We start from the raw sequence: 21,410 nt of genomic DNA on the forward strand, positions 1-21,410 counted from the left end.
ATAATGAGTACTGTGCCATTAACATGGAAAGACAGTGGCTTACGTTGGTATTGGGTAGCTGCATTGGTGTTTTTAGCCGATCAGCTATCTAAACAATGGGTCCTGAGTAATTTTGAATTGTATGAGTCTATACAGCTTTTACCATTTTTCAATTTCACTTACGTGCGAAACTACGGTGCCGCGTTCAGTTTTTTAAGTGAAGCTGGTGGTTGGCAACGTTGGTTGTTTACCATCATTGCTGTCGGTTTTAGTACCTTGTTAACAATCTGGTTGCGTAAACAATCTTATGCGTTATGGCGCAGTAATTTAGCCTTTACCTTAGTTATTGGCGGCGCATTAGGTAATTTGGTTGATCGTTTAATGCATGGTTTTGTAATTGATTTTGTCGATTTTTACTGGAATACCAGCCATTACCCTGCATTTAATATTGCCGATGCAGGCATCTTTATTGGTGCGGTACTGATCATTTGGGAATCATTCAGACCCGAAGCAAAGCCACCGAAGGAGCAAGATTAACTGTGACAGATTTAAATAAGCAAGACAGTCATTCATTAATATGTCATATGAATATTGTACTGGAAGACGGGTCCACAGCCGACAGTACAAAATCATCTGGCAAACCTTCACGTTTAAATATTGGTGACGGTAGTCTAAGTCCGGCTTTTGAAAACGAACTAAAAGACTTGAAAGAAGGTGATAAGCACACATTTACCTTAGCGGCAAAAGACGCTTTTGGTGAGTCAAACCCTGATGCGATTCACTATATGGACAGAAGTCGATTTCCTGCAGATATGAAGCTTGAAGACGGTGTTATTGTGAGTTTTGCGGGTCCTGGTGGCAGTGAAATACCGGGTATCGTTCGCGATACTGCTGGTGATTCAATTACCGTCGATTTAAACCATCCACTCGCAGGACGCACGCTTACGTTTGAACTTGAAGTGATCAGTGTCATAACTGAGTAAAAAAGGTATCACATGCTAAAAGTTGATCCGACGTCTCCAGAACTGAGTATTTTATTGGCCAACCCTCGTGGTTTTTGTGCCGGTGTTGACCGTGCTATCAGTATTGTTGAGCGTGCTTTAGAGTTATTTGAACCACCAATTTATGTACGCCATGAAGTGGTACATAACCGATATGTGGTTGAAAATCTAAAACAGCGTGGTGCTCTTTTTATTGATGAACTTGACCAAGTGCCAGACAACAGTATTGTTATTTTTAGTGCTCACGGTGTATCACAAGCTGTGCGTAAAGAAGCTAAAAATCGTGGTTTAAAAGTCTTCGATGCGACATGTCCTTTAGTGACAAAAGTACATTTACAAGTGACTCGTGCAAGTCGTAAAGGTATTGAGTGCATTTTGATTGGTCATGAAGGCCATCCAGAAGTTGAAGGCACTATGGGACAATATGATAATCCTAAAGGTGGTGTTTATCTTATTGAGTCTCCAGAGGATGTTAATAATCTTCAGGTCAATAATCCAGACAACTTATGCTTTGTCACTCAAACAACACTTTCTGTTGATGACACCTTAGATATTATTACTGCATTGCAAAAGCGCTTTCCTTCAATTGAGGGGCCGCGTAAGGATGATATTTGCTACGCGACGCAAAATCGACAAGATGCTGTACGTAGTATGTCTTCCGAAGTCGATTTATTGATTGTTGTCGGTTCTAAAAATAGCTCTAACTCAAATCGATTACGTGAGCTGGCTGAAAAAACAGGTACGCAATCTTATCTCGTTGATACCGCTGCTGACGTTGAGGCTGTGTGGTTTGATGGTGTGAAAAAAGTAGCAGTAACTGCTGGTGCTTCAGCGCCTGAGGTGTTAGTGCAACAAGTTGTTAACGCGATAGCTAAACTTGCTCCAAGTATTATTACTGAAGTTGAAGGCCGTAAAGAAGACACTGTATTTGCAGTTCCAGCTGAATTACGTTAGTAATTTCAATCATCTATAAATATTAACCCGCAACTTAATTTAAGTTGCGGGTTTTTTGTGCTTACAAAGTAAACCGAGTATAATACGGATAAAATATGTTGTTCTATTAATCATACAAAATTGATACTATCTGATTACATTTAAGTCAGTTATTATCTATGCTGAATGTTTAGACTGGTTAAATAGTTGTGCTGTATAAAATATCGATATTCAAGAGTGAAAATATCTACTTTTGATTTTATCTGGAGGTTTTACGTTCATGTCATGCAAAAGGAATGGATTTTCCTTAATTGAAGTAATGGTCTCACTGGTTATTCTAGTGATTGGCCTTATTGGGATTTTTAATCTTCATTTAGTTGCCAAGAAAGGCAGTTTCGAATCTTTTCAACAAACTCAAGCCTCGTATTATGCTAACGACATCATTAATCGAATGCGTATAAACAGTAGTCAACTAGCCACCTATGCAGGGACTTATACTGGTTCATCTATATCATCGGCCAAATCTTGTGATGTTGCTGTGGGTGGTAATGTTCTATGTACCAACATTGAAACAAGAAACTGGGACTTATATCAGTGGGAACGCGCGTTTTTAGGTGAAAATGAAAAATCATCTGACAATAATAATGTGGGTGGATTAGATTCTCCAACAGCTTGTATAAATATAGACGCTAATAATAATGTCATGGTCGTAATCACTTGGAAGGGCGTTAGATCATCTTCAGATGGCGCTTCAGGACAATCTAGCGTTGTACAAGGTTGTGGAACGAGTAGTGACAGGCGACGTGCATTAGTGGTTAATACGGCGATATTAAGATGATGAAGAAATCAGTAATCCAGCGAGGAATGTCGCTAGTTGAGTTAATGGTCGCGATGTTGATTAGCTTGTTTTTAACAGCAGGCCTTTTTACTATGTTTAGCATGTCTTCAAGTAATGTAACAACAACCAGCCAATTTAATCAATTACAAGAAAATGGCCGAATCGCATTAGCGATTATGGAACGCGACTTAAGCCAGCTTGGTTTTATGGGTGACATTACGGGTGCTGATTTGATTGTTGGCACTGATACAACGTTATCTGCCACCGCAGTAACGGCTGATTGCGTGGGTGCAGGATTGAATAATGCCAGTTTTCCTAATACACAACTTTCTCATTTCAGGCGCTTGTGGGGATACGAGCAAGGCGTAAGTGCAGAATCACTAGCGTGTATTACACCTAATAACGCCACAGATGTTATCCAAATTAAACGCTTAATGGGACCACCTGCAACAGTTCTCACCGCAACACGCTATTACGCAGCATCTACGCAAAATGAAATCATATTTTTCAATGGCAGTGCCGCTGCCCCTGGGTTAGCGAATAGCCGCATTTGGGAATACCAGCATCATGTCTACTTTGTTCGTAATGACGGCACCACTCCCGTTTTAAGGCGTCGGACGTTATCAATAAATAACGGCATGAATAACGAAGAACAGCTCGTAGAAGGCATAGAAAATATGCGTATTTTATATGGTTTTGATAGTAATGGTGATGGCACAGCAGACAGTTATATGCCTGCGCAAAACGTAACAACGTTAATGTGGGATAATGAACAGTTTCAGCGTTTAGTTGCTTTAAGGGTATTTTTATTGGTTCGTTCAAGCGAAGAAGACAGAAGTTATACAAATGATAATACTTATAAGCTAGGTGACAAGACCATTGGACCACTTAATGATAACTTTCGTCGAAAAATAGTTTCAAGCACTATTGTTTTAGAAAATCCAATTTTAATCAACCAATAATATCACAGCTCATTTCGTAATTTTTTTGAGTGGATGCAGGAAAGGTAGGTAAATGATCACATCAATAAAGACGCAGCAGGGAATTGTGTTGTTTTTTTCGTTAATCGTCCTAGTGTTAATGACCTTGATTGGTGTGGCATTGGCAGTCAATTCGACACAGTCATTGAGAATGTCTGGTGCTGGTTCAGAACGAATTGAAGCGATGGCTTCAGCTCAAGGCGGACAAGATAAAGTTATTTTGGCGAATACAGGCAACACTTTCACAAGTATGACAGCTATTTCTCAAACAATTGATAATGAATTAGGTGTTACAAATACCATAACGCCATTGATTGTAGGTGATGTGAAATGTCAACGAAATGTAAAAGGCAATTCAATTCCTATATTTTGTCGCCGAATTGAAATTTCGAGCGCTGCAACATTTGGCCGCAATAATATGGGGCTAGTGACAGTGGTTGCTGGTATTGAACAAGAAGTGTACTGAAGGAGTTAGTCATGTTTTTTAAACAATTATCTTATACATTGCTATTTGCAATTTTGGCTTACTCATCCATCAGCTTTGCCGATGATACTGAGTTGTATGTACTTGAGTCTACCGCACGTACAGGCTCAAAACCGCAGGTACTCATTATTTTTGATACATCCGGCAGTATGAGCACCAGTTTTTCGACTGACGATCCTTATAGCCGTGGTAATGAAAATGTCAATAATAATGGCGTTCGCTTAAGAGGAACAACTAAGTTATTTTTTACTCGTAGCAGTAGTAATATTCCTTTGTCTTCAAGTAACCAATATTTCGAAGCTAAGTTTAATGGTTGCGGTGTCAGTGATCGCTATCTAAAAGATTATGGTATGTTTACCGGATATCTTCGTGAGCACAAATATATTGGTGAAAATGGTGAATGGTCTGAATTCCCTCTGACTGACGGAACTGGTATTCAATATGTTGATTGTTATGAAGATATAGCTGAATTGAATTATGCTAACCGTCAGGAAACAAACGGTTTTCCTGTCGATGGCTTAGGGGTGAGTTCAAACCCTGTTCGTTATACTGCTATCGATAACTCATCGACTTCAACCGAAATTGATGCTGCCGTCGCAAAAGCTAAATTAACCAATTTTGGCATTGGTCAACCGATTACAATATATACCGAAAGGTATGTTGATTGGTATCATAGTACTAAAACTCAGAGTAGTTATTCTCGACTACAAGTTGCCCAACGGGTAATTGAAGATACAATTGTTACAACACCTGGTGTTGATTTCGGTTTGAGTGTGTTTAACCGAAATACTAGTAGCAGTACAAACGGTGGTAGAATTGTATATGGCATAACAACGAATAATGATGCTAATAAATCCAACTTACTCACCACCATCGGTAGTTTTACCGCTGGCGGTAATACCCCTTTATGCGAAAACCTTTATGAAGCCTACCGCTATTTTGCAGGTTTAGGTGTTGATTATGGTGACGATGATCCTACTCGAACTCCATTTAGAGACCTGACTGTAGAGGTTAATGGTGTCTACACATCCCCTTTTGTCGGTAAACAATGTCAAGATAAGGCCTATATTATATATGTTACAGATGGTGCTCCTGTTAGTGATAATGATGCAGATAGTAAAGTTTTAGGTCTCTCAGGTGTAACTACCAGTAATAGATACTCAAGTAGTTATTTAGCTGCGCTAGCAGGCTGGTTAAACACAAATGATGTTAATACTAGCCTTGATGGAACACAAACTGTATCGACCTATACCATTGGTTATGGTTCTGGTGCAACGAGTGTTGCAACACTTCTGCAAGAAACAGCAAATCGTGGCGGCGGTGCATATTTTCCAGCATCCGATGCTGCAAGATTGCAAGAGGCTTTACAATCTATCTTCTCTAATATTCTAGAAACTAATTCAAGTTTCACTTCACCATCAGTTGCCAGTAATAACTTTGATAGAACCCAAACATTAGACTCGGTTTATTACGCGATGTTTTTACCTAACGAAGGTCCTCGTTGGATTGGTAATTTGAAAAAATTTAAGGTGACTGGATCTGGTGATGTTGTCGATAAAAATGGTAATGATGCCATTGATGGTGATGGTAATTTGGCCTCGTCGGCATGTTCTTATTGGACATCGGATGCTGTCTGCAGTGCCACAAGCGGCGGCGGTGATGGTAATAATGTTGAAATCGGTGGAGCATTAACTAAGCTTCAATCAACGCCAAGTCGAACGTTATACGGGAACTTTGGTACAGGTGGCGCTATTGAAGCTTTCACTAAATCAAAAGCTGTAACCAGTCCAGGTATTGGCAGTGAAGCTGCCTTGGCTGCCTTTATGGGCGTAGACACATCTGAGTTAACTAAATTATTCGATTGGGCGATCGGCATTGATGTTGATGATGAAGACAAAGACGGTTCAACAACAGATAAGCGCTCAGATATTATGGGCGACCCACTGCATTCTAAACCGTTAGCCATTAACTATGGTACTGAAAGCTCACCAGATATACGTATTTTACTGGGCACCAATGCAGGCTTTTTACACATGTTTAAAGACAGTGGTTCGAGTATTGAAGAGTCCTGGTCATTTATGCCGCAAGAGTTACTGCCTAACCTTCGTGAGTTAAGGGCAAACGTACCAACAGGCGTTCATTCTGTTTACGGAATGGATAGCCCGCCTGTTGCATATGTAAAAAGAAATGCATCAGGTGCAATTGATAAAGCTTGGTTATTTGTGGGTATGCGCCGCGGTGGGAAATCTTATTATGCGCTCAACATTACCAATCCTGATTCACCACAATTTATGTGGAAAGTTGACCCGAGCTCCACAGGGATGAGTGATATGGGCCAGTCTTGGGCTGAGCCTGTGGTCACGTTTATTCCAGGAGTGCCAGCGGGTAATACCTCTGCTGGTACCGCATCTCCAGTTGTGATTATTGGCGGTGGATATAACCCTTCAACAAAAGATGGTGCAGGGGTTGGTACTGATGACACTACCGGTCGCAGTGTTTATATTTTAAACGCTGAAACTGGAGCCCTAGTGTATCGATTTGGTACAGGTTCTAGTGGAACACAATTACCTGGTATTGTTGATAGCATTCCAAATAGTATTGCAATATTAGACAGTAACGGTGATAGATTGACTGACAGATTATATGCAACTGACACAGGGGCTAATATTTGGCGTATGGATTTACCCAGTGCTTCACCGACGAGTTCTACCAGTCCGTGGACGGCGTTTAAGTTTGCGAGTCTAGGTGGTTCTACACAAGCAACCGATAGACGTTTTTTTGCCGAACCTGCAGTGGCGCAAACAGTATTTACTAACATTTCTCAAGTGTCAGTGACGGATGCTGATAGTAATACTACTACTAGTTTGACGTACCAGAATATTCCTTATGATGCAGTTACCGTAGGCAGTGGTCACAGGCCACATCCTTTAGATACAACGCGCTCAGACAAGTTTTTTGTGTTACAAGACCGTAATGTCGTGACTAAATCGTTTACTGGCGCTGCAGGTAAAGAGATACCTGCTCCGTTGGAGTTAGCAAATCTTTATAATGTATCTTCTACGCCTCCGACAACTGAACAGCAAAATATTGAGTTTGGTGCAAAACGAGGTTGGTATTATAACTTCGCCGCGAAAGGAGAAAAAAGTTTATCGGCATCTACAATCATTCAAGGAAAAGTGTACTTTACCTCTTATGTTCCAGGCGATGTGACATCATCAAATCAATGTCTTGCATCTGGTGAGGGTCGATTATACGGCTTTGATTTACACAAAGGTACTCGTTCATATACTCAAGAATATTTAGAAATGGGCGCACGAGTACCTGATACGCCTCAGTTAGTCATACCACCAAATGGTACATCAGATAGTTATATGTATTTAATTGGTATTGGCTCTGCTGGTGATGATATGGATAAAGTGGATGATGAGGGTGATGGCTGTGCTGCTGGTGATAATAAATGTATCGGTGCTGGTCCAGGCGTTAATAAAATTTATTATCATATTGATGAATAAAGATGAGTAAAAAAGCAATGATAAATCAGAAAGGATTCACATTAATTGAAGTGATGATCACTGTTGTGATCGTGGGGATCTTAGCTTCAATAGCATATCCTAATTATACTCAGTTTGTTGCTAAAGGTGCTCGTGGTGACGGTTTGGCAGGGGTGATGCATGTTGCCAATTTGCAAGAACAGTATTATTTAGATCATCGTAGCTTTGCAACTGATATGACTAAACTTGGGTTGAAAGCAGATCCTTGGATTGTTGAAAATACCTATTATAAGGTTGATACAACGCTGAGTGGTGATGATTACACCGTGACAGCTACTGCTGTTGGAGTACAAGCGACTCGTGATACGGCTTGTGCAACGATATCGTTAACCTCAACGGGTGCTAAGTCACCTTCGGAGTGTTGGAAATGAGAATAAGCATAATATTTACAGCAATTTTATATATTTTTATTACTTATTCTGCTTTTGCAGAAGATGAAACTGATTATATTCCGTATAAATGTCATATACAAACACCCAACGGTCCAAATATTGCCTTGTTTGAATGGGAAAAAAAATTAGCGATACAAGAGCAAAGTGCTCTACTTGCGGAATACGTGCCAACAATATCTAACGAACGTTTATTGGTTAAACGAGTTGTTGAATGCATTGCAGAAGATAAAAAATTTAAAGATGCATACGTGCGAGAATTAGATGAGCAAAGAACTTATTAACTTATAGCTAGCACTGTAGTGGTCAAGTAAAATTGGCCATTGCTTTAGAGTCACTCCAATATAAACGTTCTGACTCATTTGGCGTTAACCCACCATAATATTGATGAAGTCTAGTTTCACTGTAATATCCAGTGATGTAATTTGTGATCGCTTTGTCTGTTTCTGTAAAATTCCCATAACCACTGGCGGGTACTCATTCAGATTTCAAACTTCTAAAGAAGCGCTCCATTGGCGTGTTATCCCAACAATTCCCGCGACGACTCATACTTTGCTCAATTTGAAGACGCCATAATAATTGTCTGAATTTCAAGCTTGTGTAATGTGAACCTTGATCGCTGTGACAAATCACATTCTCAGGTTTCCCCCTTAACTCAAATGCCATTTTCAAGGCTTTGCATGTCAGCTCGCTGTCAGGCGATAATGACAACGCCCACCCAACAGGTTTACGGGAAAACAGGTCTAGAACCACCGCTAAATATGCCCAACGATAACCAACCCAAACATACGTCACATCGCCACACCACAGTTGATCCGGTTGAGTAGAATTTTTTAGAGAATAGAGAATAGAGAATAGAGAATAGAGAATGCTTACAATTTTGCCGAAAAAATTAAGCTCTTTAGATGAGGTAATATAACCTGCGGAAGGTTAAGACAGCCACCTTTAGATAATACCGCTTTATTGTGACTAACTCGCCACAGACCAACCCAACTCTTACGATCAAGCTTTATTCATAATTGGCCGCTAAAGAATACTTTGGCATGTCTGATTTAGGCTTGCGTTTGTTGCCGTTAAACATGCATTATTTTAGCGGTATTGCAGGCAATATATTTTTCTTCAAATTCTTCTATGGGTAATGGCTGGCTGAAGTAAAAACCTTGACCGATTTCACATTGATTTTCTTTTAACCATTCAAGTTGTTGAATATTTTCAATACCTTCAGCAACAATGGTCAAATCAAGCTGGCGCCCGAGCATTAAAATAGTTGACGCAATTGCGCTATCTTCTGGGAGATCGCTAACAAATGCACGGTCAATTTTCATTGTGGTAATCGGCAAATGACGTAGATATGATAATGAAGAATATCCTGTGCCAAAATCATCGACCGCAATACCAAAACCCGCTGATTTGAGTTGTTCTAATTTGGTAATTGCTTGTTCAACATCATTCATCAGTGACGTTTCTGTAATTTCTATTTCAAGTAATTCCGGACGTATTTGGTAACGAATTGCCAATTGTTTAATATCAGGTACTAAACTGGCATCTGCAAATTGTTGCGAGGCCACATTCACAGCAATAGGGATAGCATAATTATATTTACGTTGCCATTCCCTGATGACTTTACAGCTTTGCTCGATAACCCAACGTCCAATAGGGATGATAATACCGGTTTCTTCGGCTACAGGGATAAATGACATAGGACTTATTAATCGGCCGTCTTTTTGCCAGCGAATAAGAGCTTCACATCCGACGACTTTATTGGTATTTAAGTCAAATTTAGGTTGAAAATATAATAAAAACTCGTTGTTTTTCAAAGCATCGTGTAACGAGGCTTCTGTACGTAATCTTACTGCAGCACGTTCGGTCATTTGTTGTTTAAAGAACGACCATTGATTAGAACCAGCGGCTTTAGCGCTGTACATGGCAATATCTGCATGACGAATTAAATCCTCTGCGGTGTTACCATCTTCGGGATATATCGATATACCGATAGACGCTGCTGGGTGAATAGCATGTTCGTTTAGCTGAATTGGAGTGTTTAATTGGATCAGCAACTTATCAACAAAATCAGCTGCTTGTGACGGGGTTTGAATTTCATCGGCTAAAATAACAAATTCATCGCCGCCTAAGCGCGCTACGCTACCTCGATCACCTACCACTCTTTCTAAAATACGTGCGATTCGGGCGAGGAATTGATCTCCTAATGCATGACCTAAAGAGTCATTGACGTTTTTAAAACGATCTAAGTCTATAAAAAGTAGTGCAAAATTTCGCTTATGAACACGTGAACGTTGAATTGTCACATTGAGTGTTTCTAACAATAAGGTTCGATTCGGTAGCCCTGTTAATGGGTCACGCGTCGCCATTTTTCGCAGTTTATTTTGAGTTTGGCTGAACTGTAATAAGATTTGATTAAATTTACTGGTCACTAGGCCTAATTCATCATCTTTATGGGCTTGAGACATCGGCAACAAGTTTTCATCTGGATAGTCTGGATCAATTTTATCAATAGCTTCACTAATGCGTGCGATGGGTTGTGTTAAAAAACGATGAAACACCACTGTTAATACTAAAGTGAGCAATAGTGCGCGAGCCAATGTCGCTATTAGCCCAAGTTGTAGCTGACTAAAGAGTTTAGTCGTCAGTTTTTGGGTGTCGTAAAAAATGGTCAATGTGCCAATGAGTTGCTGTTGTTTGTTGCCTTCAAAGTAGAACGGACGATACAGCGAACGGGAAATTTCTTTCAAATTACCAAAAAGACGATTACTTAACGATATGTAGTTATTGGAAAACTCATCAGATTCATTGGCCACAGATACAAATAGCGAACCATCATCAAGCTCAATGACCGCTGATCCGACGTTATCTACTTTGATGATGCCTTCGAGTGTTTGACTAGCAAGTTTGTCATCTAACGACCATACCGCATTCGTAGTGGTTTGCTCGACAGAATTGAGTAGTTCTTGCTGTGCTGCTGTAAGCTGTTGTTTAGTCGTTATAACAACTAACGCAATTTCTACGATAAAGATGGCAATTGCAAAAAACAAAGCAGTAAATACCACTAAGTTAGTTTGTTTCCATGTAAGAGACTTAAAACGGGCAGTCATGTATTATTCCATGTCATATAAGTGACTAATTCTACGTTGTTTTTAGCATTTAAAATGCTAAAGTTACTCATGATTTATAGGTTCTATTAAATCAATCTTAACGTGGCTAATTAATTAGTTAACCCTTACAAAAATTGACACTATTAGCTACAACTTTAGTCAAATTCATCTGTCTTGTCATCAATAATCAAATCAAATAGCAAACCTCAGGTCACTTAATCGTAAAGTTTTTTGCTTAATAACGTCTAAATCATTTGTTAATACGATGATCTCATGTAGGAAAATGATTATTTTAAAGATTTTCACATTCTGTAACTCGCGTCTATTTAACTATTCGGTCTAATTGAAGTATACTTGTGCGCGTAATTAAAGGTCATTAAATTAAGGAATGGGTCACGTGAATCCAATTGTAAAGAGTTTTGAGTATGGTCAACATACAGTCACCTTAGAAACAGGTGTTATTGCACGTCAAGCTGATGCTGCAGTTTTAGCAAGCATGGGCGATACCACAGTATTAGTTACTGTAGTTGGTAAAAAAGTAGCGGATTTAAGCCGTGACTTCTTCCCGCTAACTGTTAACTATCAAGAAAAAACCTATGCTGCAGGTAAAATTCCTGGTGGTTTCTTCAAGCGTGAAGGCCGTCCATCAGAAGATGAAACTCTGATTGCGCGTCTAATTGACCGTCCTATTCGTCCTTTATTCCCTAACGGTTTTAAAAACGAAGTTCAAGTTATCATCACTGTGGTTTCTGTTGATCCACAAATCGAGCCAGATATTGTTTCGATGATTGGTACCTCAGCAGCGTTAGCAATTTCTGGTATTCCTTTCAGTGGCCCACTAGGTGCTGCGCGTGTTGGTTATATCAACGATGAATATGTACTTAACCCAACAGTTGATCAGCTTGCAACAAGTTCACTAAATTTAGTGGTTGCGGGTACTAAAGCTGCTGTACTTATGGTTGAATCTGAAGCTAAAGCGCTTGCAGAAGAAATCATGTTAGGTGCGGTAACTTACGGACATGATCAACAACAAGTTGTTGTTGATGCTATTGCCGAGTTCAAGGCTGAAGCTGGCAAACCAACATGGGATTGGACTGCACCAGTTCAAGATCAAGTGTTAGTTGCTAAAATCAAAGATCTTGCAGAAGCTGGCATGACAGAAGCTTACCAAATTGAAGTTAAACAAGACCGCTATGTACAAGTCGGTATTGTTAAAGCTACTGCTAAAGCTGCACTAGTTGCAGAGAATCCAGATGTTGATACTCGTGAAGTAGACAACTTACTCGGTAGTTTAGAGAAAAGCGTTGTTCGCGGCCGTATTATCAGTGGTAAGCCTCGTATCGATGGTCGTGAACCAGATATGATCCGCGCGTTAAGTGTTTTAGCGGGTGTACTTCCACGTACTCACGGTAGTTCATTATTTACACGTGGTGAAACTCAAGCATTAGTAACCTGTACTTTAGGTACTGAACGTGATGCGCAGAAGATTGATAGCATCATGGGCGAACGTACTAATCGCTTTATGCTTCATTATAACTTCCCTCCGTATTCTGTTGGTGAAACAGGTATGGTTGGCTCACCTAAGCGCCGCGAAATCGGTCATGGTAAGTTAGCATGGCGTGGTATGAATGCCGTGATGCCTTCAGCTGAAGAATTCCCGTACAGCATTCGTGTTGTATCTGAAATTACTGAATCTAACGGTTCAAGCTCAATGGCTTCAGTATGTGGTACTTCATTAGCATTGATGGATGCAGGTGTACCAATCAAGACTTCTGTTGCGGGTATTGCAATGGGTCTAGTTAAAGAAGGTGACGATTTCGTTGTGCTTTCTGACATCTTAGGCGATGAAGATCACTTAGGCGATATGGACTTTAAAGTAGCCGGTACTCGTGATGGTATTACTGCATTACAGATGGATATCAAAATCGAAGGTATCACTAAAGAAATCATGGATATCGCACTGCAACAGGCTTATGGTGCTCGTGTTCATATTCTAAACGTTATGGATCAAGCTATTGGTTCACATCGTGACGATATTTCTGCCCATGCTCCACGAATCACTACCATCAAGATTAACCCTGAGAAGATCCGTGACGTTATTGGTAAAGGCGGTGCGGTAATTCGTGCGCTTACCGAAGAAACGGGTACTACAATTGAGCTTGATGATAATGGTACTGTGAAGATTGCCTCTTCAAACGGTGAAGCGACTAAAGAAGCAATCCGTCGTATTGAAGAAATCACTGCAGAAGTTGAAGTGGGCCGTATCTACAACGGTAAAGTTATTCGTATCGTTGATTTTGGTGCGTTCGTTAACATTCTTCCTGGTAAAGACGGTTTAGTTCACATCTCGCAAATTAGCGATGAGCGTGTTGCTAACGTGTCAGACCATTTAGAGATGAACCAAGAAGTTGCTGTTAAAGTAATGGAAGTGGATCGTCAAGGTCGTGTAAGACTATCAATTAAAGAAGCTCAAGCGAAAGAAACTGCTGAGTAATGTAATTTAAAGGCTTAACGACACAAAAGGAGATCATTTGATCTCCTTTTTTTTATCTATAAAAAAATAATCTGTAATGTGCATGGCTCTTAGATTGCCAGATTGCTATGATATTGAATATTAATAGAACCTGATAAGGTAAAGCGGATGGAATGTAAACTACGCACCACAATCGTTGCCGTTGTTGTCGGTGCAAGTATGTTGTTGTCAGGGTGTGCTGCAACGTTAGGTTCAAATGATAATATTGCAGGGCAGATGATTGTCGCGCCGGTTATGCCTGATTATAAATTAGAAGTGACACTCGCAAAGCTAAATGAAATTTTAGCTACCATGGAGTTAACTGACGAACAACGTGCACGTTTTCATTACGATCGAGGGGTCATTTATGACAGTGTCGGATTACGTCTACTTGGCAGAATCGATTTTCATCAAGCATTAAAATTACAACCTGATCTAGCCGATGCATATAACTTTCTTGGTATTTATTACACTCAAGAAGGCGAGTTTGATAGTGCTTATGAAGCATTTGATGGTGTACTCGAACTGTCACCAAACTATGACTATGCCTTTTTAAATCGTGGTATTGCATTATATTATGGCGAACGTTACGAATTAGCCGTTGATGATATGAAAGCATTCTATGATCGTGACCCAAGTGACGGTTATCGAGCTTTATGGTTGTATTTGATGTCTTCCTCAATCGATAGTAAGCCTGCTTTGGCAGACCTTGCGATACAGCGTCAGCAGTTAAAGGATAAAGACTGGTCTAGTGTGTTAGTCGATTTTTACTTAGGTAAGATAAATCAAGAACAAGTATTTGCTGCCGCAAAAGAAGGTTTGTCTCAGCCTAAAGAATATGCAGAACGTTTATGTGAAGCCTATTTTTACTTGGCGAAACATGCTGCTGAAAATGGTCAATATCAGCAAGCGGCTAATTTCTATCGTTTAACGTTAGCCACCAATATTTATGATTTTGTTGAGCATCGTTATGCGAGAATTGAATTAGCCAGAATGAAAAATATGATTCAACAATCTAACGAATTGTCATCTAAGAGCTAAAAAACACTTTGCCTAGCCAATTCTATCGATAGGCGCTATAATTTGCGCCTTTTTTAGCGGCTAGTGCAAGGTTAACATGTCAGGCAATAAAGTTGAGGTCGACAAGCGTCGTACCTTCGCCATCATTTCGCACCCCGATGCGGGTAAAACCACCATCACCGAAAAAGTGCTTTTATTCGGAAATGCCTTACAAAAGGCTGGCACGGTAAAAGGCAAAAAGTCTGGTCAACATGCTAAATCTGATTGGATGGAAATGGAAAAAGATCGTGGTATTTCGATTACCACCTCTGTGATGCAATTCCCTTACGGTGGCGCGCTCATCAATTTACTTGATACGCCTGGTCACGAAGACTTTTCGGAAGACACCTACCGTACACTAACCGCAGTAGATTCATGTTTAATGGTTATCGACTCCGCTAAAGGTGTCGAAGATCGTACTATTAAGCTTATGGAAGTGACGCGCTTGCGTGACACACCTATTGTGACATTCATGAACAAATGTGACCGCGATATTCGTGATCCCATTGAATTGATGGATGAAGTAGAAGACATCTTAAAAATAGCTTGTGCACCGATTACTTGGCCAATTGGTTCAGGTAAGGAATTTAAAGGTGTGTATCATATTCTGCGTGATGAAATCATTTTATACCAGAGCGGTATGGGTCATACAATTCAAGATGAGCGTATTATCAAAGGATTACATAATCCTGAATTAGATAAAGTTCTTGGATCGTATGCCTCTGAAATACGTGATGAAATGGAACTGGTCGCTGGCGCTTCAAATGAATTCAATCAAGAAGCTTTTCTAAAAGGCGAGCTTACGCCAGTATATTTTGGTACAGCCTTAGGTAACTTTGGTGTGGATCATATTTTGGATGGTATCGTGGAATGGGCTCCAAAGCCGCTTCCCCGTGAAAGTGATGTACGAAATGTCACGCCTGATGAAGAAAAGTTTTCTGGTTTTATTTTTAAGATACAAGCCAATATGGATCCAAAACATCGAGACCGTGTTGCTTTTATGCGTGTTTGCTCGGGTATATATGAACAAGGTATGAAAATGCACCATGTTCGCATCGGTAAAGATGTCAATGTTAGTGATGCTTTGACCTTTATGGCTGGTGATCGAAGTCGTGCCGAAGTGGCGTACCCAGGCGATATTATTGGATTACATAATCATGGCACCATGCGAATTGGTGATACATTTACTCAAGGCGAAAAACTTCGCTTTACTGGGGTGCCAAACTTTGCACCTGAAATGTTCCGTCGTATTCGTTTAAAAGATCCACTAAAACAAAAGCAGTTGCTTAAAGGGTTAGTGCAATTATCTGAAGAGGGAGCCGTTCAGGTCTTCAGACCAATTGATTCTAACGATTTAATCGTAGGTGCGGTTGGTGTGCTACAGTTTGAAGTAGTTGTTGGACGCTTAAAAAGTGAATATAACGTAGAAGCTATTTACGAAGGTATCAGTGTGAGTACCGCACGTTGGGTGTATTGCAAAGATGAGCGTAAATTAGAAGAGTTTCGACGTAAATGTAGTCAAAATTTAGCCCTAGATGGCGGTAATAACTTGACCTATATTGCTCCTACTATGGTGAATCTAAACTTATCGATGGAACGCTACCCTGATGTTGAGTTTGCCAAAACACGCGAACATTAAATGTTAAGAAGTTTTTTACAGATATGTTAAAAAAGGTGGCTGTGCCGCCTTTTTTATTATTATTTTTAACAGGGAATTAAGATGATTAAGGCTATTTTTAGGCTATTTATTGTAAAACCCTGGCAAAGGTACATTTTATGGTGTGATGAGATGGGGTTAACCCTAGAAAATAAACGCAGCTGTGTACCACGATTGAGCGAACCTAAAAATGAAGCATCGACATCTGAGCCCGTCATAAATCAGAATGGCAATAAAAAAGAGCAACCTTATGATTGATACTCATGCTCATCTCGACATGTCAGAGTTCGATGATGATAGAACACAATTATTTGATGCCATGCATCGCCATGGTATTAGCTCTGCTATTTTACCTGGTGTGTCGGTTGATAAATGGCAAAAGCAAATTCTAATAGCACAGCAGTTTAATTGTTATTTCTCCCTTGGTATTCATCCTTGGTACGTGCCTGAGGACATTGATGCTGCCATTATTAAGCTTGAAGCAACGATACAACAATATAGCAAGAATAGGCGTTTGGTTGCTGTTGGGGAGTGTGGGCTGGATAAATTGCACCATTGGTCGGATAAACAATTGTTGTTACTTGAGAAACAGTTATCGCTTGCTCAAATTTACCAATTACCCGTCATTTTACATGCTGTTAAAGCTCACCAAGAATTATTGTCAATGTTGGCACATATTAGACTGCCTAAAGGCGGCGTAGTGCATGGGTTCTATGGCAATAGTGAAATTGCGAAACGTTATATTTCACTCGGTTTTAAATTAGGTGTTGGTGCTTTAATACTCAATCCAAGTGCGAAAAAGCTTCGAGAAACAGTGGTTAATTTACCTTTAGAGCACTTTTTATTGGAAACTGATTCACCAAGTATGCCTCCTTTTGATCATCCTAAATCACGTAATACCCCTCTTATTCTTCCTCGAATTGTGTCCGAAATCGCATTTTTAAAGAAAAAGCCGACTGTTTGTATATTAGAACAGTTGAATAAAAATGCATTGCAACTGTTTGAGCTTTAATTGTTTTTTAATGAACATAGAGACATAAATTGTTTTTAATGTCGTAAGGGTTTGAAATTAAACTTTAAAAACTTGATCAAAACGACGCTTTTCGTTTCACGCTCAGTTATAATCATCAGCGGAAATTAGGTGAGTTAACAACATTCAAAAAAACTGTTAACAAAAGGGTGATGATTAATGGATATAGTAATGAGTTTAGTAGGGGTGGTCACCTTACTATTGATAGGTTTTGCACTATCAAATAATAGAAAAGCAATTAGTGTACGTACCGTTGGTGGTGCTTTAGCAATTCAAGCATTCTTCGCTGGTTTCGTATTATATGTTCCAATCGGTAAAGATATTCTGAAAGGTGTTTCTGACGCAGTATCAAGTGTGATTAGTTATGCACAAGCAGGTACTAGCTTCTTATTTGGTGATTTAGCTAACTTTAAAGTTGGTTTTATTTTCGCCATCAACGTATTACCTGTCATTATATTCTTCTCTTCTTTAATTGCAGTGCTTTACTATTTAGGCATTATGCAGTGGATCATCCGCATTATTGGTGGCGGTCTACAAAAAGCATTAGGCACAAGCCGCACTGAATCAATGTCAGCAACAGCGAACATTTTCGTTGGTCAAACTGAAGCACCGCTAGTTGTGCGTCCGTTTATTGCTACTATGACTCAATCAGAGTTATTCGCCATCATGGTGGGTGGTTTAGCATCAATCGCTGGTTCTGTATTAGCGGGTTACGCGCAAATGGGTGTTCCAATTGCATACTTAGTTGCAGCGTCATTCATGGCGGCACCAGGTGGCCTATTAATGGCTAAACTGATGCACCCAGAAACAGAAGCGGCTATCAATGAAATGGACGATTTACCAGATGATCCTGATAAGCCAGCAAACGTGTTAGATGCTGCTGCTTCAGGTGCTGCATCAGGTATGCACCTTGCATTGAACGTTGGTGCTATGTTGATCGCATTCGTTGGATTAATTGCAATGGTCAACGGTATCATCGGTGGCGTAACAGGTTGGTTCGGTTTAGAGGGTATTACGCTAGAACTTATCCTTGGTTATATCTTTATGCCTCTAGCTTTCTTAATCGGTGTACCTTGGAACGAAGCGCTTGTTGCTGGTTCTTTCATCGGTCAAAAGATTGTTGTTAACGAATTTGTTGCTTACTTAAACTTCGCTCCGTATCTACTTGATGCATCTGCTGAAGGCTTTAAAGTAGTAGCTGAAACTGGCGCAATGATGTCAGACCGTACTAAAGCGATTATCTCTTTCGCATTGTGTGGATTCGCTAACTTATCTTCTATTGCAATCTTACTTGGTGGTTTAGGTGCTATGGCTCCTTCACGTCGCCATGACCTTGCAAAACTAGGTATCCGTGCTGTTATCGCTGGTTCATTAGCTAACTTAATGAGCGCGACATTAGCCGGTTTATTCTTAGCTATCTAAGTTAAGAGTAATTCCAGGGGGAATACCTCCTACAGCTGGGTCTTTACTTTAATAATTATTAGAGACCCAGTTTTGTAATAAAGTTGTTATTGATTTTTGTGTTAATCCACCGTTTCCCAATACGAAGTTATGCTGTTTTAGTGATTGCAAAAGAGGATGCATTAAATTCTCTAGTCAAGATTGAAATGTCAAATTGTTAATGATGTGTGGACAAAAAGTCGCGACATTGTTCACAAAAAAGAATTTTGTATTCGTTTTTTATCGATTAAATATTGAGATTTATATCAGTAACGGTAAAATACGAATGATTAAAAAGAAGTGCTATCCAAGAAGATAGTTAAATAATATACATGGGGTTGATGATGAAAAAATTAAATACTTTAGTATTAGCAAGTACCGTTGCACTAGCGGGCTCTGCATTTACTGTTTCTGCTGCTGAACAAACTGGTGACATTCACGCTAATGATTATAAGTGGATGCAGTTTAACATTATGTACGCAATCGATGAGCATCCAATTGCAAACGAAGATGAAGCTACCCATAACTATTTAGAGATGGAGTTTGGTGGACGTTCTGGTTTTGTTGACCTATATGGTTATGTTGATGTTTTCAACTTAGGCAACAGTGATTCAGGCGATAAAGCTGACGGCGCGAGCAAAATGTTCATGAAGTTAGCTCCTCGTTTTTCTCTTGATGCTATTACTGGTAAAGATTTATCTTTCGGCCCAGTTCAAGAAGTATATTTATCTACTCTATTTAACTGGGGTGGCGGCGCTATCAATACCGATGGTAATGGTGCTGGCGACGTTAACATGTCTTTCTGGGGTGTTGGTGCGGATGTAATGGTTCCATGGTTAGGTAAAACTGGCATGAACATGTTCGCTAGTTATGATATTAACCGTAAAGACTGGAATGGTTACCAATTCTCAGCTAACTGGTTCAAGCCATTTGTTTTCTTCGATGACAAGAGCTTTTTATCTTTCCAAGGTTATGTTGATTACCAATTTGACATGGACGAAGAATATTCAGGCCAAAACAGTGATGGTAACTATAACAACACTGAACACGGTGGCGCTGGTTTCTTAGGTCTTTACTACCATACAGACCGTTTTGCTTTAGGTTATGGTGCTAAATACTTCTACCACTCATACGGCTTAAATGACAATGCATTTAAGAATCAGTTCTTTGATGGTTTGAATACAACAGGTTGGACTCACTTCCTAACCGCAACTTACAAAATCTAGTTTTTTTGTATATGAGTTGTTGGAGCCGCGTTTAGCGGCTCCATATTTTACAATAAATGCAAATCGAACTTTCATTTAAAATCATTGTCTAATAAGAGTGTTTTTATATAAAAGTTTGTACCCTACAAAGTTTTATTTTTACGCGCTAAAATGGATTTTTCGCGGAACAGTTGAAACAATTATCTTTGTTTTATCTTTTCCGGTCTTCAAGGATTCAAGTCGTGGTACTCGTTATCAGATTGAATACTTAGGTTAGTAAATAGTAGTAAGATTTACTGGCAATACTGAAGGCCCGGCCATAATTATAATCATATGCCAGCTACATAGTGTTGCCTGAAAAAAATTTATCAACTTTGATTTATCGTTTCGGAGAGCAATTATGACTGATTTAAAAAAAGCGGCACAACGTGGTATTGAATTAATGGATTTAACCACTTTAAATGACGATGATACTGATCAAAAGGTCATCGATTTGTGCCATAAAGCCAAGTCTCCAGCAGGTAATACTGCCGCAATTTGTATTTATCCTCGTTTTATTCCTATTGCACGTAAAACACTAAATGAACTTGATTGTGAAGACATTAAAATTGCAACCGTAACTAATTTTCCACACGGTAATGATGATATTGCCATCGCAGTACTAGAAACTCGTGCCGCAGTTGCCTATGGTGCTGATGAAGTCGATGTTGTGTTTCCATACCGTGCATTAATGGAAGGTAACGAAACCGTCGGTTTTGAATTGGTTAAAGCCTGTAAGGAAGAGTGCGGCGATGATGCGATTTTAAAAGTTATCATCGAATCTGGTGTGTTGAAAGATCCAGCTTTGATCCGTAAAGCATCAGAATTAGCTATCGATGCCGGTGCTGATTTTATTAAAACATCAACGGGTAAAGTACCGGTGAACGCCACACTTGAAGCGGCTGAAATTATGCTAACTGTAATCAGTGAGAAAAATCGCAATGTAGGCTTTAAGCCTGCCGGCGGTGTTCGTGATGCAGCACAAACAGCAGAGTTTTTAGACTTGGCTGCGCGCATTTTGGGTGCTGATTGGGTTACCCCACAAACTTTCCGTTTTGGTGCATCTAGCTTATTAAATAGCTTATTACATACATTAGAATTAGTTGATACCCCTAAGCCTACTTCAGGTTACTAATCGCATAGATAGTCAAAAATCTCAGTATGGCCTTGGATCATTGTCGTACTGAGGCGCTATCACTTGAT

At 39.7% G+C, this 21,410-nt stretch carries 17 protein-coding genes and 1 pseudogene; 16 read left to right on the forward strand and 2 right to left on the reverse strand.

Features of this window, described 5'->3' with window-relative positions:
* The first annotated feature begins 12 nt into the window (after positions 1–12).
* The 9 genes from lspA (at position 13) to HNW13_RS01820 (ending at position 8,439) form a co-directional block, all read left to right on the forward strand.
* Entirely contained in the window at positions 13–516 is a 504-nt protein-coding gene (lspA, locus tag HNW13_RS01780) for a signal peptidase II (protein WP_192114456.1), read from the forward strand.
* A 2-nt stretch (positions 517–518) separates the two neighbouring features.
* Positions 519–962 (forward strand): FKBP-type peptidyl-prolyl cis-trans isomerase, encoded by a 444-nt coding sequence (fkpB, locus tag HNW13_RS01785; RefSeq protein ID WP_192114417.1) that lies wholly within the window; start codon positions 519–521, stop codon positions 960–962.
* 42 nt (positions 963–1,004) lie between these two features.
* Positions 1,005–1,934, forward strand: coding sequence for a 4-hydroxy-3-methylbut-2-enyl diphosphate reductase (gene ispH, locus HNW13_RS01790; RefSeq protein ID WP_182744784.1), 930 nt, complete (start codon positions 1,005–1,007; stop codon positions 1,932–1,934).
* A 259-nt stretch (positions 1,935–2,193) separates the two neighbouring features.
* A complete protein-coding gene (pilV, locus tag HNW13_RS01795; protein WP_192114418.1) occupies positions 2,194–2,751 on the forward strand; it encodes a type IV pilus modification protein PilV in 558 nt (185 codons plus the stop codon).
* Entirely contained in the window at positions 2,748–3,713 is a 966-nt protein-coding gene (locus HNW13_RS01800) for a PilW family protein (protein WP_192114419.1), read from the forward strand. Before pilV ends, HNW13_RS01800 begins: the two co-directional genes overlap by 4 nt.
* Positions 3,714–3,777: 64 nt before the next feature.
* Positions 3,778–4,197 (forward strand): pilus assembly PilX N-terminal domain-containing protein, encoded by a 420-nt coding sequence (locus HNW13_RS01805; RefSeq protein WP_192114457.1) that lies wholly within the window; start codon positions 3,778–3,780, stop codon positions 4,195–4,197.
* An 11-nt stretch (positions 4,198–4,208) separates the two neighbouring features.
* Positions 4,209–7,727, forward strand: coding sequence for a PilC/PilY family type IV pilus protein (locus HNW13_RS01810; protein ID WP_192114420.1), 3,519 nt, complete (start codon positions 4,209–4,211; stop codon positions 7,725–7,727).
* A gap of 17 nt (positions 7,728–7,744) precedes the next feature.
* Positions 7,745–8,137, forward strand: coding sequence for a type IV pilin protein (locus tag HNW13_RS01815; RefSeq protein ID WP_192114458.1), 393 nt, complete (start codon positions 7,745–7,747; stop codon positions 8,135–8,137).
* Complete coding sequence (locus HNW13_RS01820; protein WP_192114421.1) at positions 8,134–8,439, forward strand: TapY2 family type IVa secretion system protein; 306 nt, start codon at positions 8,134–8,136, stop codon at positions 8,437–8,439. Before HNW13_RS01815 ends, HNW13_RS01820 begins: the two co-directional genes overlap by 4 nt.
* A gap of 22 nt (positions 8,440–8,461) precedes the next feature.
* Here HNW13_RS01820 and HNW13_RS01825 read toward each other — a convergent pair.
* Both HNW13_RS01825 and HNW13_RS01830 read right to left on the reverse strand, forming a co-directional pair.
* A pseudogene (locus HNW13_RS01825) lies at positions 8,462–8,980 on the reverse strand (IS3 family transposase); the annotation flags it as partial.
* 248 nt (positions 8,981–9,228) lie between these two features.
* Complete coding sequence (locus HNW13_RS01830; RefSeq protein WP_162022528.1) at positions 9,229–11,265, reverse strand: EAL domain-containing protein; 2,037 nt, start codon at positions 11,263–11,265, stop codon at positions 9,229–9,231.
* 397 nt (positions 11,266–11,662) lie between these two features.
* Between HNW13_RS01830 and pnp the strand changes: the two genes are divergently transcribed.
* The 7 genes from pnp to deoC all read left to right on the forward strand — a co-directional run bounded on the left by pnp (position 11,663) and on the right by deoC (position 21,342).
* Complete coding sequence (pnp, locus tag HNW13_RS01835; RefSeq protein WP_192114422.1) at positions 11,663–13,759, forward strand: polyribonucleotide nucleotidyltransferase; 2,097 nt, start codon at positions 11,663–11,665, stop codon at positions 13,757–13,759.
* Between the two features lie 147 nt (positions 13,760–13,906).
* On the forward strand, positions 13,907–14,818 hold the full coding sequence (nlpI, locus tag HNW13_RS01840) for a lipoprotein NlpI (protein WP_101085734.1): 912 nt from the start codon (positions 13,907–13,909) through the stop codon (positions 14,816–14,818).
* Between the two features lie 76 nt (positions 14,819–14,894).
* A complete protein-coding gene (prfC, locus tag HNW13_RS01845) occupies positions 14,895–16,475 on the forward strand; it encodes a peptide chain release factor 3 (protein ID WP_101085732.1) in 1,581 nt (526 codons plus the stop codon).
* 268 nt (positions 16,476–16,743) lie between these two features.
* Positions 16,744–17,505, forward strand: a complete 762-nt coding sequence (locus tag HNW13_RS01850) for a TatD family hydrolase (protein WP_101085728.1) — start codon at positions 16,744–16,746, stop codon at positions 17,503–17,505.
* A 177-nt stretch (positions 17,506–17,682) separates the two neighbouring features.
* Positions 17,683–18,945 (forward strand): NupC/NupG family nucleoside CNT transporter, encoded by a 1,263-nt coding sequence (locus HNW13_RS01855; RefSeq protein ID WP_101085726.1) that lies wholly within the window; start codon positions 17,683–17,685, stop codon positions 18,943–18,945.
* Between the two features lie 359 nt (positions 18,946–19,304).
* Entirely contained in the window at positions 19,305–20,189 is an 885-nt protein-coding gene (locus HNW13_RS01860) for an outer membrane protein OmpK (protein WP_162022532.1), read from the forward strand.
* Between the two features lie 379 nt (positions 20,190–20,568).
* Positions 20,569–21,342 carry a deoxyribose-phosphate aldolase gene (gene deoC / locus HNW13_RS01865; protein ID WP_101085722.1) on the forward strand — a complete coding sequence of 258 codons (774 nt, stop codon included), beginning with the start codon at positions 20,569–20,571 and terminating at the stop codon, positions 21,340–21,342.
* Positions 21,343–21,410: the final 68 nt, after the last annotated feature.

Source organism: Shewanella sp. BF02_Schw (assembly GCF_014596695.2).
Classification (GTDB): Bacteria; Pseudomonadota; Gammaproteobacteria; order Enterobacterales; family Shewanellaceae; genus Shewanella.

Excerpts from the sequence above, each read along its gene's own strand:
- pilV (WP_192114418.1), top strand. The coding sequence starts at position 2,194 with ATGTCATGCAAAAGGAATGGATTTTCCTTAATTGAAGTAATGGTCTCA.
- HNW13_RS01800 (WP_192114419.1), top strand. The coding sequence starts at position 2,748 with ATGATGAAGAAATCAGTAATCCAGCGAGGAATGTCGCTAGTTGAGTTA.
- HNW13_RS01810 (WP_192114420.1), top strand. The coding sequence starts at position 4,209 with ATGTTTTTTAAACAATTATCTTATACATTGCTATTTGCAATTTTGGCT.
- HNW13_RS01815 (WP_192114458.1), top strand. The coding sequence starts at position 7,745 with ATGATAAATCAGAAAGGATTCACATTAATTGAAGTGATGATCACTGTT.
- HNW13_RS01820 (WP_192114421.1), top strand. The coding sequence starts at position 8,134 with ATGAGAATAAGCATAATATTTACAGCAATTTTATATATTTTTATTACT.
- HNW13_RS01830 (WP_162022528.1), bottom strand. The coding sequence starts at position 11,265 with ATGACTGCCCGTTTTAAGTCTCTTACATGGAAACAAACTAACTTAGTG.
- nlpI (WP_101085734.1), top strand. The coding sequence starts at position 13,907 with ATGGAATGTAAACTACGCACCACAATCGTTGCCGTTGTTGTCGGTGCA.
- prfC (WP_101085732.1), top strand. The coding sequence starts at position 14,895 with ATGTCAGGCAATAAAGTTGAGGTCGACAAGCGTCGTACCTTCGCCATC.
- HNW13_RS01850 (WP_101085728.1), top strand. The coding sequence starts at position 16,744 with ATGATTGATACTCATGCTCATCTCGACATGTCAGAGTTCGATGATGAT.
- HNW13_RS01855 (WP_101085726.1), top strand. The coding sequence starts at position 17,683 with ATGGATATAGTAATGAGTTTAGTAGGGGTGGTCACCTTACTATTGATA.
- HNW13_RS01860 (WP_162022532.1), top strand. The coding sequence starts at position 19,305 with ATGATGAAAAAATTAAATACTTTAGTATTAGCAAGTACCGTTGCACTA.
- deoC (WP_101085722.1), top strand. The coding sequence starts at position 20,569 with ATGACTGATTTAAAAAAAGCGGCACAACGTGGTATTGAATTAATGGAT.